This window comes from Chryseobacterium sp. C3, from assembly GCF_014218905.1.
In the GTDB taxonomy this organism is placed as follows: Bacteria; Bacteroidota; Bacteroidia; order Flavobacteriales; family Weeksellaceae; genus Chryseobacterium; species Chryseobacterium mucoviscidosis.
Genome location: NZ_JACLCU010000002.1, coordinates 433256 through 445575, shown reverse-complemented (window position 1 = coordinate 445575; position 12320 = coordinate 433256). Strand labels below are relative to the sequence as shown.

Genomic DNA, 12320 nt, shown 5'->3' with positions numbered 1-12320 from the left:
TTTGTGGAACGACAGAAATCCTAGCCCGGATTGCAGCATTTGTCTGAGCTCGTTTTTTGATTTTTGGATTTGCGGCGGCTCCGCCGCCGCAAATCCAAAAATCAAGAAACAGCGAGTGCGGAAAGCCGGAAAAGCTCCTGAAAAATAATCCGTTTTATAACGAGGAAAGATCAGAATTTTTTTAATTATCTGTTAAAAACGGCAATATTTTTATACCACAAAAATCAATTATTATCAAAATTTAACATTTTGGAAAGGTTATTGCTTACTTACACCATATGGAAAGTCAGAATTACAAAAATCACAGAAAATTTTATCCGCCGCATCATTTCATTTATCTTCCATTGCTTATGGGACTGGAAATATTTGGCATTTATAAAATCTTTAATGATGAAACCAACCAATTCATCTGGATTCTGTTTTCTACTGTTATTTTTCTTCTTTTCTATCTTGCGATTATGCTGAGACAGCATTATGCGCTGGTTATTCAGAACCGATTGGTTCGGTTAGAATTTAAACAGAGGTATTACGAACTTTTCCAGCAGAGATCTGATGAGGTTGAAGGTAAGCTGAAATTTGACCAGATCGCAGCATTGAGATTTTCTTACGACGATGAGTTTAAAGAGCTTTTGCATAAAGCATTACATGAAAATATTTCGGGTGACGAAATCAAGAGATCAATAAAAAAATGGCGACCGGATCATCACAGAATATAAAATTATCAAATATAAACACCAAATAATAAATTAATCATGAAAAAATGGAGCTTATACAGCATGACCGCATTGTGTCTGCTGACTTTAACAAGCTGCGAAGCAGTAGAAACGATCTTTAAAGCAGGAATGTGGTGGGGAATTATCGTAGTAGTCGCCATAATAGCTATTATCTTATGGCTGTTTTCAAGGGGTAGGAACTCTTAACCAAATCGTATGGAAAATTCAGACTTAGAACTCATTTCACATCTGAAGCCTTCGAAGATCGTAAAAATTATGAAAGATCCGGTAGCCTCTGCAAAGGCGGTACATCTTATATATACCACCGATGCAGAAACGGCCGGAATTACCCGGAAGAAGACCGGAAAAAAATATTCTTACTACAGAGACGGCGAAAAGATCAGGGATAAAGAAGAAATTACAAGAATTAACAAGCTGGTTATTCCTCCGGCTTGGGAAAATGTCTGGATCTGTGCGCTGGACAACGGACATCTTCAGGCAACCGGTTTTGATGTTAAAAAACGAAAACAATACCGTTATCATCCGCTTTGGAGTGCCCTCCGAAATCACACAAAGTTTTACAGAATGCTTCAGTTCGGGTATGCTTTACCGGATATTCGTCTTCAGGTTGAGAAAGATTTAGACTTAAGAAATTTTGAAAAAAGAAAGATTCTTGCACTGATCGTAAGTTTAATGCAGAGAACCAACATAAGAATCGGCAATAATGCGTATGAAAAATTGTATGGTTCTTTTGGTTTAACGACTTTAAAGGAGAAGCACGTTCAGGTTAAGGGACAGAAAATAACTTTTCATTTTAAAGGAAAAAAAGGCGTAATGCACGATATTGATCTGAAAAGCAAAAGACTTTCCAGACTGGTACAGAAATGCAAAGACATTCCCGGAAGAGAGCTTTTCCAGTATATTGATGATGAAGGAAACCGCCATACTGTAGATTCGGGGATGGTAAACGACTATATTAAAGAAATCAGCGGTGAAGATTTTACGGCGAAAGATTTCAGAACGTGGTCGGGAACCGTAAATGCTCTGATTGCTTTTAAGGAAATCGGTTATGCAGAAACGCATACAGAATACAAGAAAAAAGTGAAAGAAGCCCTTGAAATAGTTGCTTCCCATCTTGGAAATACAAGTACGGTATGCAGAAAATATTATGTTCATCCTTTGGTCATTAATCTTTATGAGAACAACACCATCAAAAAATATCTTGATGAGCTTGAACAGATAGAGGAAAACGATGGTAAAGCAGATCTCACACAGGAAGAAAAATTAGTTTTAAAAATTTTAGAAACTGAGAAAATGTAGAAGAATCAATGGTGAATTGTCAATTCGTCATGCCTGTCAATTTTCAGCTATATTCAAAAAATTCACAATTTACTCGCGAAGCAAAATTGACTGTTAACTGTGAAAATCAATGGTGAGTTGTCAATCCGTTATATTTGTCAATTTTCAATTATATTTTAAAATTCACAATTCACTTGTGAAGCAAAATTGACCATTCACACATTCTCTCCGACCCAAATAATTGTTGTAAATTTGTATCATTAGCAAATAAAAATATACAACTAATATGTCTAAAGCAATTTCGCAAGTACCATTTGCAGTAAACGAGCCCGTAAATTCGTATGCACCGGGAACTCCGGAAGTAAAAAGTCTGATCGCCCAGTACAAAAAAATGTGGGCAGAAAAGATCGAAATCCCAATGATCATCAATGGTGAAGAAGTAAAAACAGGAGATAAAGTTCAGCTTCAGTCGCCTCAGGATCATGCGCACGATTTCGGATTTTATCACAGAGGAACCATGCAGCATGTAGATGATGCGATAAACGCTGCGCTGGCCGCGAAAAAAGAATGGAACGAACTGGGATGGGAGCACCGTGCAGCTATTTTCTTAAAAGCGGCTGATCTTTTGGCAGGGCCTTACAGAGACGTTATTAATGCAGCAACGATGATCGGACAGTCTAAAAATGTTCATCAGGCTGAAATTGATTCTGCTTGTGAATTCATCGATTTCTTAAGATTCAACGTAGAATTTATGACGGAAATGTATTCTGAACAGCCGGTTTCTGACGCAGGAATTTGGAACAGAGTAGAATACAGACCATTGGAAGGATTCTGTTTTGCGGTAACTCCTTTCAACTTTACTGCGATTTCAGGAAATTTACCGACCTGTATGGCGATGCTTGGAAACGTAGTGGTTTGGAAGCCTTCTGATAAGCAGGTTTATTCCGCAAAAGTAATCATGGACGTTCTTACGGAAGCAGGTCTTCCAAAAGGGGTTATCAACATGATCTTCACGGATGGAAAAGAAACGGCTGAGAAAGTTTTGGCGCACAGAGATTTTGCAGGACTTCACTTTACAGGTTCTACGAAAGTTTTCCAGGGAATGTGGAAAATGATCGGAGACAATATTCATAACTACAGAACGTATCCAAGAATCGTTGGAGAAACAGGAGGGAAAGATTTCGTAATTGCGCATCCTTCTGCAAATGTGGAAGCGGTGGCAACTGCTTTGGTAAGAGGTGCTTTCGAATATCAGGGACAGAAATGTTCTGCGGCTTCAAGAGCGTATATTCCTAAGTCTCTTTGGGCAGATGTGAAAAAAGTAATGGAAACCCAGATCGCTTCTATTAAAATTGGTTCTCCTGAAGATCCGTCTAACTTTGTAAATGCGGTAATTGACAAAAATTCTTTTGAAAAATGTAAAGGATATATTGACAGAGCGAATGCTTCAGATGAAGCAAACGTTGTAATCGGCGGTAAAACGGACGATTCTAAAGGATGGTTTGTACACCCGACTGTTATTGAAACTACAAATCCTCAGTACGAAAGTATGGTTGAGGAAATCTTCGGACCAATTTTGTCTATCTACGTTTATGAAGATGCAAAATGGAAAGAGACTTTACAGTTGGTAGATTCTTCTTCTCCTTATTCTTTAACGGGATCTGTTTTTGCACAGGATCGTTATGCGGTAAATGAAGCATTCAAAGCGTTGGAAAATGCATCCGGAAACTTCTACATCAATGATAAACCTACAGGAGCAGTTGTGGGTCAGCAGCCTTTCGGTGGCGGTAGAGCTTCAGGAACAAATGACAAAGCAGGTTCTAAAATGAACTTACTAAGATGGACTTCTGTAAGATCTATCAAAGAAACTTTTGTATCTCCTAAAGATTATAAATATCCGTATTTAGGTTAATCATTCAGGAACAATACATAATTGTTGTTCTTATATCAATACAGCCCCGGAATTTCGGTTTCGGGGCTTTTTCTTTCTTTAAATTACTGATTGATAAGAGATTTATTAACACTTTTTAATTTATTTTATTGATAATTTAATAGGCTTACCAATACTTTCGGAATAATAATTGAATTAATCGTGTTACAATCACACCAAAATAAAATATTATGAAAAAGTTATTGTTAATGGCAACAGTCGGAATATTCGCGGTAAGTTGCGGTACAAAAGAATCGTCCATGTCGACCACCAATTCGGATTCTACAATGGTGGATAATACAACAGCCGTTGCTCCAGCCACAACAGACACCATGACTACGGCAAAAGCCAATCCGGACAGTATGAAGATGAAAATGGATTCTGCAAGCACTACTGTAAAATAACACAGAATTTTAACTTAAAAATTTCAAAATCCTCAGAAAATTTTCTGGGGATTTTTAATGCTCAGAAGTTTAAAAAGAACTTTTTACTTTTTACTTTTTACTTTTTACTTTTTAAATCATTATATTTGATATACACTAAACATTAAAAAATTTACTATGAAAAAATTATGGATTTGTGCCGTTTTAGGACTGCTGTTTTTAGGAAGCTGCGCCGATAAGAAAGAAAACAGAGAAGAATTTAAAGAAGAACACAATAAAGATTCTTTAAGAAACAGAATGGGAGATTCTGCCGTTGCCCATTCAGAAAGTACTTCTACTGCTTCGGACAGTACAAAAACTGCCTCGGATTCTACAAAAATGAAATAAAAAAACAAAACCGCGGAAAATCTGCGGTTTTGTACTTAAAAAAACTTGACTGAAAAAAACCGGGCAATCACCCCGATTGTATTGTTAGGAAGACTATTCTCCCAGATAGATAAACGTATTCACTACAAGATACGCAGATCTGTTATCTATAGATTTCCCTAATCCTCCTGTAGAAACAGTTGCTGTTCCTGCAACAGTATGCATATGCGCTCCTGCAGGTGCTGTATTGTTCAGCATTCCGATGCCGCCCCATGCGGTTGATCCTCCATCCGGCTGATAACCTCCTGAACTGTTGTTAACGGTAGTTCCACCCAACAAAAAACCGCCTTCTGTAGAAGAATGGGTATGAGATCCTGCACTTTGCGCCACCCCGTTTACCGATCCTGAAAGGGTAATATTCGGTAGGTTAGACTGCAGAATTCCGAAATGGTTTTCGCCTCCTATTGCGCCTAAAACTTCTCCATTGGCTCTGGATTTTAAAACCCGGTCTCTGGAATCTGGCAGATTGTCCGAAAATCCCAGACTTACGGCTGCAGACTGACTTACCGGTGAAAGTACAGAAATACTTCTTCCGTCCAAAAGATACCAACCTCCGTGGTCGGTCTTTTTTACAGAAGTTTTAATATCCCCGATGTTTTTGCTGTTTAATGATTTTTCATCACCAAGCATTAATTTCTGCCAGATCGTACCGTCAAAATAATACAATCCCTGAGCATCTACTCTGTTGGTTTTTGAAGTGATTGAAGTGACCGGTGAAGTTACATATACAATAGTTCCGGCGTGTGTGCTTGTATATCTGGAATCTCCCGCTTTTAGCTGATCTCCCGTTAATCTCGGGGGCAAAATACCCTCCGCAGTGGAGCCATCGCTGTTCTTTGCGACTACATCCAAACTCGTTATAGGATTTGCTGTATTGATCCCGATCTGCGAAAACGCAAAATTAGATCCTACAGTAGCCATAACGACTGTAAAAATTGTTCTCATCCGTTTAATTCGTTACTAGTTAATGTTTCATGGTTTGGTGCAAAATATCGGTTACATATTTTACAACATTGGCTAGTGGCATTATTAGTTTTTAGTGTTTAGGTGAGCAGTACGGGTTTTATTTTTCCGGAAAGATTGGTAATAACTGCAGTAGTAATGGTTATCCCGTAAAACTGGCGCAAATATAATGCACTCAATAGTTTCTGCGAAAAGAAAGGTTATCCGTTTTCAGGAAAATGAAAAGAAAAAGACTAAGACTTTTGATCGTTTTCGTGAAAAAAAGGAATCATATCCGACTGATTTTCAGAATAAAGCAACTTAATATAAACCGAAGGAGAATAATCTGTAATCTGTTTAAAAACGGAAGCAAACTTGCTGTGAGAAGAAAATCCGCACTCTTCAGCGAGGATGCTGATCTTGTATTGGCGGTATTTTTCGTCATTAATAAGCTTATCGACGATGTAATTTATCCTCAGACGATTGATATAGGTTTTAAAATCCGAATTTTTGTGGCGGTTGATGAGGTGCGAAAGATATTTCGTATTGGTGTTTAACTCTCCTGCAAGAAAGGACAGAGACATATTTTTATTCGTGAAGGACGTTCCCTTTTCAAAATCATCCAGAAGTTCAAGAAGTTTGGCTTCGGTTTCGGAAGTCATCGGAGATTCTGCTCTTTTTCTTCTATCTTCATTATCATTATTCTGAATTTCTTCAATGGAAATATTAGCAAAATCCGGTTTTGGATCCTCAGAATAAAAACCTTTATCCTGAACAAATTCCTGTCGATGGTTTCTCAGGATTTTCCTCATTCTTGCAAGCTGCTTTTTCTGTTTGGATCTGAAATGAAGAAATAACCCTATTAATGCAGAGCACAACACAATAATGATTACGTTCTGTGCAACATGTATCGTTTCATGATGCTCATGTACGGAAACGGGAAAGGCATTGACCAGTAGCAATACAAACCGGCAGAAACTATTAGACATACTTCAACAAATTATTATCCTTGTTATAATAATTCATCATTTTCATGGGTGTCTTTTTGTTTTTCACAAAACTAAGAATAATTTATTTTTTAATAAAATTTAATACTACCAATTAATTCGATAGGTAAAATGAAAATATTTACTGTTTTTAATAAAACATCCGTTTCTTTTTTAACCTGAAATCAAAAAAATAATCAAAACATCATTGTAACTATTTCTCTCCTGAAAAGACTTATTTATTAACATAATTATTACATTTGCAACCAATAAAAAGTATTTATGAAAAAACTATCGATATTTTCTGCCTTATTCATCGGAGCGTTTGCTCTTGCGCAGGGAATAAAATTTGAAGAATCCAACTTTACAGCCGTTCTTGCTAAAGCAAAAAAAGAAAATAAACTTGTATTTATCGACGCTTACACCACTTGGTGCGGACCTTGTAAACTGATGGCGAAAAATATTTTCCCGCAGAAAACCGTAGGAGATTATTACAACTCACACTTCATCAATGCAAAAATTGATATGGAGAAAGGCGAAGGAATTGAAATTGCCAAAAAATACAACGTAAAAGCCTTCCCTACTTACCTTTTCGTAGACGGAAACGGAGAATTGGTACACAGAACTTTAGGATATGTGGAGGAAAACGACTTTATCCAGTTTGCAAAAGATGCAGGAGATCCGGGCAAAAGATTAACCGCACTGAAGCAAAAATTTGAAGACGGTGAAAAAGATCCTGAGTTTCTGAAAAACCTTGCTTCTCTTACGATGTATAACGATGCTGAGTTTGCAGGAAGAGTAATGGAGCGCTATTTCAGTTCAAAAAAAGAACTGGACAGAGAAGATGTTCAGATGTTACTTTCCGTTGCACAGAATCCGGACAGCCCGATGTACAAGATTTTTCAGGCAAAAAAGGATGAAATCTCAAAGATTATTACTCCTGAAAAGTATGAAGCGATTGACAAAAATATCAAGATCAGCAGTATCTTTAAAAAGTCTTACAACCCACAGTCGAAAACGTGGGACGACAATTATTTCCTGACGGAAGCTCAGAAATTTTTGTCTAAAGATGAGGCTGAAAAAATCCTGAAAAAAGCGCAGGCTTCAAGAGCTTTAAGAGATAAAGACTTTGCCAAATACGAAAAACTGACGCTTGAACTGAACCAGGACACTTCTGCCTTAAGCTCCGAAGAACTGAATTCTCTTGCATGGAATTTCTTTGAAAATGTAAGCAACAAAGCTTCTCTGGAAAAGGCATTAGTCTGGGCGCAGGAATCTGTAAAGAAAGACGAAAACTTCGCGAATACCGATACTTTAGCCAATCTTTACAACAAAACAGGTGACAAGAAAAACGCCAAACTCTGGGCTGAAAAATCCATCGAACTGGCAAAAAAGACAGGACAGGATTCTTCTGATACCGAAAAATTGCTGAAAAGCCTGAATATACAGTAAAAAATAAAAAGGTTGTCTCTTAAAACGGACAACCTTTTTTTATGAATTTAAATCACAATTTAATCCAGATGATTATTATCTTTTCTGTGTCTTTTTTCCACCCACTCTTTCTGTTCTTTAGTTAGCGTTTTTCCTGTAGCCATAAAAAAAGCTCCTGCAGGATCATTTTGAAAATCTGCTCTTTTTTTAGAAAACTTCTGATAATCTGTTTCGATGATGTTTCTGATAGGAGCTATTAACTCACTGATATTTTTAAGTTTAATTAAAGTAAAGTGAAAATAATCTTTATCATCGTAGGCTTCAATTACCAATCCGGGTAATCCTTTAAAAGTGTAAGGACCCTCAGAAACAGGAACTTCTTCCGTATACCATGCAGTAATATTTTTATTTCGATATTTTCCTACCGCTTTTCTGCATTTATAAGTACTTATTATTTTAGTATCATCTTCTAATTTCCAATCAATTTTTTGATCTGCTTCAAAAGAATATGTTGCATTAAAAATCTTATCGTAAATCTCTAATTTGTTTTCAGATTTAAATACTTCCGGATTAAAATAAGCTTTTGGAATTTTAGAAAAATCAATAATAATTCTTCCGTTTATAGGATTTTTGATACTATTCTTCGTTGATTCCTTCGTTAAAGAATCATAGATTGCCTTTTGATCGCTTTTGAAAATAGAAGATTTCTTACCTATCCACAGACTCGTCATTTCTTCTTTTTGACTGTTTGCATCTGTTGTGTCTATTAAAAATTTAGTCAAATAGGTACATTTAATATTTGAATTTTCCAATTCTTGAGAATATAAAATATTCCCTAAAAATATCAGAACTAAAAATAATAATCTCATCATGTTTTAAAAATTTAATAAAGTCTCAGTATAAAACAGACTGAGACTTTTTATTTTACAAATTATTGTTTACCCACAAAAGAACTTTGTTGCCAATGTCCCATTTGTGGTCATACAATTCCATGCATCATCCCATGTTGAAACACACGTTCCTGAACCGTAGCAAACCTGATCATCAAGAAACATATCTAAACAGGGAATATACATTGAGTATTCTATACAATTATATTGTAATGTTTTAGATTCTGCTTTAGAAGATTCATTCGTGTTTTTTTCCTGAATAACTTCTTTTTTCTCTTTTTCTGTTTCTTTAGCAGGTTTTGTTTCTTCTGCGTTTTTTGCATTTACCAAGCCGGCAACTCCAAAGGCTGCCAATAAAATAATTTTTTTCATTTGTTTTTAGAATTTGAAATTAATAATAATTTTTCATTAAAAGTATTTCGCGAAACTTTTTTCAAAAATAAAATCTCATTCCCTAATCATCTATTCCAAACAGAATAAAATACAATTCCGTTTGGAATAAATTTTTTCTCCCAAAAACAGTATATTTACAGTTCAATTTCCATAATTATGAATAACAGTGTTGGCTTTAAAATAAAAAAATTGAGAGAACAGAAAGAAATGTCTCAGGAAGATCTGGCTTTTCAGCTTGAAGTTTCCCAAAGCTATCTCAGCAAAATTGAAAATGGGAGCATTGAAAAATTAGACTTTATTTTTATGCAGAAAGTGGCTGAATTCTTTAAAGTAGAACCTCAGTATTTTTTGGAAGGAGATACGTTTATTAATGATATTGAAAATAATAATGGAATGTTGGTAAATAATTTTAATAATTCAAATGGTATTGTTAACAACGTTTCAGAAGATTTATTAAAAAATGTAATTGATAATCAGCAGCAGATCAGCCAACTTATGGAAATGCAGAATAAACTGATCGAAAAAATGTTGAAAGAAAAATAGGGAGAAGCATTCTCTACCTGAGAATACCGAAACTCAAACAGGTTCTTGCTTTCTCGGAACGAGAAAGTTCATCCCGAAAGAAAAACACACCGTCTCGCTCCGAGAAAGTGTAAACCCAAACAGTCTGGCTCCGTCTCGGAGCGAGAAAACGCAAAACCGAAAAGAATATTTATTTATAAAAGTTTAAACAAAATCCACATAAAACAAAATCCGCAGACTGTTCTGCGGATTTTTATCGTAAAATGCTTCTTTGGCATTAATATTCAAACAAAACGCTTCCCCATGTGAAGCCACTTCCGAAAGCAGAAAGAAGCACCAAGTCTCCTCTTTTTATTTTCCCCTGCTCAATCGCTTCACTTAAAGCAATCGGGATGGAAGCTGCCGTTGTATTTCCGTACTTCTGGATGTTGTTGAAGACCTTTTCATCCGGAAGTCCAAACTTCTGCTGAACAAACTGGGCAATTCTTAAATTCGCCTGATGCGGAATAAACATATCTACATCGTTAATTGTTTTTCCTGCTTTATCCAAAGCTTCCTGCATGGTTTCAGGGAATCTCGTTACTGCGTTTTTAAACACGAAATTTCCGTTCATGATCGGATAAACTTCTTTGTTCGTTACATTTTCAGGTTCTTTTCTCATCCTGTCGCTCCATCCGTACTTGGAACCCGGAAACTGGGTGCACAGTTCATCTGCAAATTTCCCTTCGGAGTGCATATTGAATGCTAAAATATCTCCTGCATTTTCATCTTCTGTTGCAGACAGTACAATCGCTCCTGCCCCATCTCCGAAAATCACGGAAACTCCTCTTCCTTCATCCGAAAAATCGAGCCCGAAAGAATGCACTTCCGCACCCACCACCAGAATATTTTTATACGTTCCGGATTTAATGAAAGCATTTGCCACACTCGTTGCATATACAAAACCGGAACACTGGTTTCTCACGTCCAAAGCTCCAATGGTATCGCAGCCAAGCATATCCTGCAGCAGAACGCCGCATCCCGGGAAATAGTAATCCGGAGAAAGGGTTGCAAAAACAATATAATCTATATCTTTAGCCGTTAAACCCGCATTGGCAATCGCTTTTTCGGAAGCTTTAAAACCTAAATAAGCTGTCGTTTCCTGAGAATCGTTTCTGTTTTTACGGTGTCTTCTTTCTTTTATCCCCGTCCTTTCCGTGATCCATTCGTCATTGGTGGTCATTAATTTTGCTAGATCATCATTGGTAACAACGTTATCTGGAACATAAAATCCGATTCCTTTTATTGTACTTTTAATCATATAGTTTTTTAATTTTGACAAAGATAAACTTATTTAAGACATAGTATTTCAAAATATTACTATTTTTACGGTATGCCAATTGACACGATTTACAGAGATTCCCAGTGCGAATGGGTGGATGTAGAGGCTCCCACAGCGGAAGACCTGAAATTTTTACACGAACGATACGAAATCAATAATCTTCTTCTTGAAGATACCTTAGATCCCAATCACTTACCGAAATATGAAGAGGACGGAGAGGTAAAATTCTTCCTCCTGCGGGAAAGTACCGAGCTGGAACGTAAAAACCTCAATACGATCAGCGACATCAGTACCAAAATCGGAATTTTTATTCTGGGAAGAACGATCATCACGATCCATAGGATGAAAACGAAGAGCATTGCAGAAACCAAGAAACAGCTTTCTGCCATGAAAACCGAAACCACCTCCAAAAATATTGCGTTGAAAATCGCACTGCTCATCATGAAAAGTTTTGATGATGAATCGGTAAGTCTTCTGGAAACAATGGACAATATCGAAAACGAAATTTTCCTTAAAAATACCAATCATACGAACCAGATTAAAAGGTTATATAAGCTGAAAAGAAAATCGGGGCTGAATTCAAGAGTGCTTACGATTTCCACAGATGCCATTGATAAATTTAAATTACTCGGACTTCAGGATTCTGAAGCGTATGATTTAAAAGACAAACACAAGGACGTTGTTGCGGATTTCGATCATCTTAACGCACAGATCACCAACCTTATCGGGATGTTTCTTGCTCTTTCGGATCAAAAAGCCAATCAGGTGATGAAAGTTCTGGCGATTTACTCGGTGTATTTTTTACCCATTACCTTTATTGCAGGAGTTTACGGAATGAATTTCGACAATATGCCGGAATTACATACCCAACACGGATATTTTTATACCTTAGGCTTAATGGCTCTGGTTGTCATCTGTACTTTCATCTATGCCCGAAGAAAACAATGGTAATTTTCCCGCTTTAATTATCGTGAAAATACTGTGGCTGAATCTTTTAAATAGTTGTAATTTTAATTCAGAATCAATGAACTAATGAAACGTTGAGAATTCCCCTCCTCCGGAGGGGTGGATCAATTTTCAGGGA

Annotated in this window: 14 protein-coding genes; 9 read left to right on the top strand and 5 right to left on the bottom strand. The window is 36.5% G+C overall.

Features of this window, described 5'->3' with window-relative positions:
* The first annotated feature begins 278 nt into the window (after nucleotides 1-278).
* The 6 genes from H6W53_RS05880 to H6W53_RS05855 all read left to right on the top strand — a co-directional run bounded on the left by H6W53_RS05880 (nucleotide 279) and on the right by H6W53_RS05855 (nucleotide 4712).
* Complete coding sequence (locus H6W53_RS05880; RefSeq protein ID WP_185205195.1) at nucleotides 279-716, top strand: DUF6526 family protein; 438 nt, start codon at nucleotides 279-281, stop codon at nucleotides 714-716.
* 60 nt (nucleotides 717-776) lie between these two features.
* Entirely contained in the window at nucleotides 777-920 is a 144-nt protein-coding gene (locus H6W53_RS05875) for a phosphatidate cytidylyltransferase (RefSeq protein WP_228457755.1), read from the top strand.
* Between the two features lie 9 nt (nucleotides 921-929).
* Complete coding sequence (locus tag H6W53_RS05870; RefSeq protein WP_185205193.1) at nucleotides 930-2033, top strand: DNA topoisomerase IB; 1104 nt, start codon at nucleotides 930-932, stop codon at nucleotides 2031-2033.
* 265 nt (nucleotides 2034-2298) lie between these two features.
* A complete protein-coding gene (gene pruA / locus H6W53_RS05865; RefSeq protein WP_185205192.1) occupies nucleotides 2299-3924 on the top strand; it encodes an L-glutamate gamma-semialdehyde dehydrogenase in 1626 nt (541 codons plus the stop codon).
* 209 nt (nucleotides 3925-4133) lie between these two features.
* Nucleotides 4134-4346 carry a cytochrome C551 gene (locus H6W53_RS05860; RefSeq protein WP_087711303.1) on the top strand — a complete coding sequence of 71 codons (213 nt, stop codon included), beginning with the start codon at nucleotides 4134-4136 and terminating at the stop codon, nucleotides 4344-4346.
* 156 nt (nucleotides 4347-4502) lie between these two features.
* A complete protein-coding gene (locus tag H6W53_RS05855; protein ID WP_087711305.1) occupies nucleotides 4503-4712 on the top strand; it encodes a hypothetical protein in 210 nt (69 codons plus the stop codon).
* A gap of 93 nt (nucleotides 4713-4805) precedes the next feature.
* Here the strand turns inward: H6W53_RS05855 and H6W53_RS05850 are convergent, their stop codons facing one another.
* Together H6W53_RS05850 and H6W53_RS05845 are read right to left on the bottom strand one after the other, a co-directional pair.
* A complete protein-coding gene (locus H6W53_RS05850; RefSeq protein WP_185205191.1) occupies nucleotides 4806-5696 on the bottom strand; it encodes a hypothetical protein in 891 nt (296 codons plus the stop codon).
* 251 nt (nucleotides 5697-5947) lie between these two features.
* A complete protein-coding gene (locus H6W53_RS05845) occupies nucleotides 5948-6682 on the bottom strand; it encodes a helix-turn-helix domain-containing protein (protein ID WP_185205190.1) in 735 nt (244 codons plus the stop codon).
* A gap of 279 nt (nucleotides 6683-6961) precedes the next feature.
* On the opposite strand from H6W53_RS05845, the gene H6W53_RS05840 reads away from it, so the two are divergent.
* Nucleotides 6962-8131, top strand: coding sequence for a thioredoxin family protein (locus H6W53_RS05840; RefSeq protein WP_185205189.1), 1170 nt, complete (start codon nucleotides 6962-6964; stop codon nucleotides 8129-8131).
* A gap of 59 nt (nucleotides 8132-8190) precedes the next feature.
* On the opposite strand, the gene H6W53_RS05835 is transcribed toward H6W53_RS05840, so the two are convergent.
* A complete protein-coding gene (locus H6W53_RS05835) occupies nucleotides 8191-8979 on the bottom strand; it encodes a GLPGLI family protein (RefSeq protein ID WP_228457767.1) in 789 nt (262 codons plus the stop codon).
* 69 nt (nucleotides 8980-9048) lie between these two features.
* Complete coding sequence (locus tag H6W53_RS05830) at nucleotides 9049-9372, bottom strand: hypothetical protein (RefSeq protein WP_087711315.1); 324 nt, start codon at nucleotides 9370-9372, stop codon at nucleotides 9049-9051.
* A 177-nt stretch (nucleotides 9373-9549) separates the two neighbouring features.
* On the opposite strand from H6W53_RS05830, the gene H6W53_RS05825 reads away from it, so the two are divergent.
* Nucleotides 9550-9936: a helix-turn-helix domain-containing protein gene (locus H6W53_RS05825; RefSeq protein ID WP_116096415.1), complete on the top strand. Its 387-nt coding sequence runs from the start codon at nucleotides 9550-9552 to the stop codon at nucleotides 9934-9936.
* A 256-nt stretch (nucleotides 9937-10192) separates the two neighbouring features.
* Here H6W53_RS05825 and H6W53_RS05820 read toward each other — a convergent pair whose 3' ends face one another.
* A complete protein-coding gene (locus tag H6W53_RS05820) occupies nucleotides 10193-11215 on the bottom strand; it encodes a 3-oxoacyl-ACP synthase III family protein (protein WP_185205187.1) in 1023 nt (340 codons plus the stop codon).
* Nucleotides 11216-11287: 72 nt separating this feature from the next.
* On the opposite strand from H6W53_RS05820, the gene H6W53_RS05815 reads away from it, so the two are divergent.
* Nucleotides 11288-12187 (top strand): CorA family divalent cation transporter, encoded by a 900-nt coding sequence (locus H6W53_RS05815; protein WP_087711321.1) that lies wholly within the window; start codon nucleotides 11288-11290, stop codon nucleotides 12185-12187.
* Nucleotides 12188-12320 lie beyond the last annotated feature (133 nt).

Excerpts from the sequence above, each read along its gene's own strand:
- H6W53_RS05840 (WP_185205189.1), top strand. The coding sequence starts at position 6,962 with ATGAAAAAACTATCGATATTTTCTGCCTTATTCATCGGAGCGTTTGCT.
- H6W53_RS05820 (WP_185205187.1), bottom strand. The coding sequence starts at position 11,215 with ATGATTAAAAGTACAATAAAAGGAATCGGATTTTATGTTCCAGATAAC.
- H6W53_RS05860 (WP_087711303.1), top strand. The coding sequence starts at position 4,134 with ATGAAAAAGTTATTGTTAATGGCAACAGTCGGAATATTCGCGGTAAGT.
- H6W53_RS05845 (WP_185205190.1), bottom strand. The coding sequence starts at position 6,682 with ATGTCTAATAGTTTCTGCCGGTTTGTATTGCTACTGGTCAATGCCTTT.
- H6W53_RS05850 (WP_185205191.1), bottom strand. The coding sequence starts at position 5,696 with ATGAGAACAATTTTTACAGTCGTTATGGCTACTGTAGGATCTAATTTT.
- H6W53_RS05875 (WP_228457755.1), top strand. The coding sequence starts at position 777 with ATGACCGCATTGTGTCTGCTGACTTTAACAAGCTGCGAAGCAGTAGAA.
- H6W53_RS05825 (WP_116096415.1), top strand. The coding sequence starts at position 9,550 with ATGAATAACAGTGTTGGCTTTAAAATAAAAAAATTGAGAGAACAGAAA.
- pruA (WP_185205192.1), top strand. The coding sequence starts at position 2,299 with ATGTCTAAAGCAATTTCGCAAGTACCATTTGCAGTAAACGAGCCCGTA.
- H6W53_RS05855 (WP_087711305.1), top strand. The coding sequence starts at position 4,503 with ATGAAAAAATTATGGATTTGTGCCGTTTTAGGACTGCTGTTTTTAGGA.
- H6W53_RS05830 (WP_087711315.1), bottom strand. The coding sequence starts at position 9,372 with ATGAAAAAAATTATTTTATTGGCAGCCTTTGGAGTTGCCGGCTTGGTA.
- H6W53_RS05880 (WP_185205195.1), top strand. The coding sequence starts at position 279 with ATGGAAAGTCAGAATTACAAAAATCACAGAAAATTTTATCCGCCGCAT.
- H6W53_RS05835 (WP_228457767.1), bottom strand. The coding sequence starts at position 8,979 with ATGAGATTATTATTTTTAGTTCTGATATTTTTAGGGAATATTTTATAT.
- H6W53_RS05815 (WP_087711321.1), top strand. The coding sequence starts at position 11,288 with ATGCCAATTGACACGATTTACAGAGATTCCCAGTGCGAATGGGTGGAT.
- H6W53_RS05870 (WP_185205193.1), top strand. The coding sequence starts at position 930 with ATGGAAAATTCAGACTTAGAACTCATTTCACATCTGAAGCCTTCGAAG.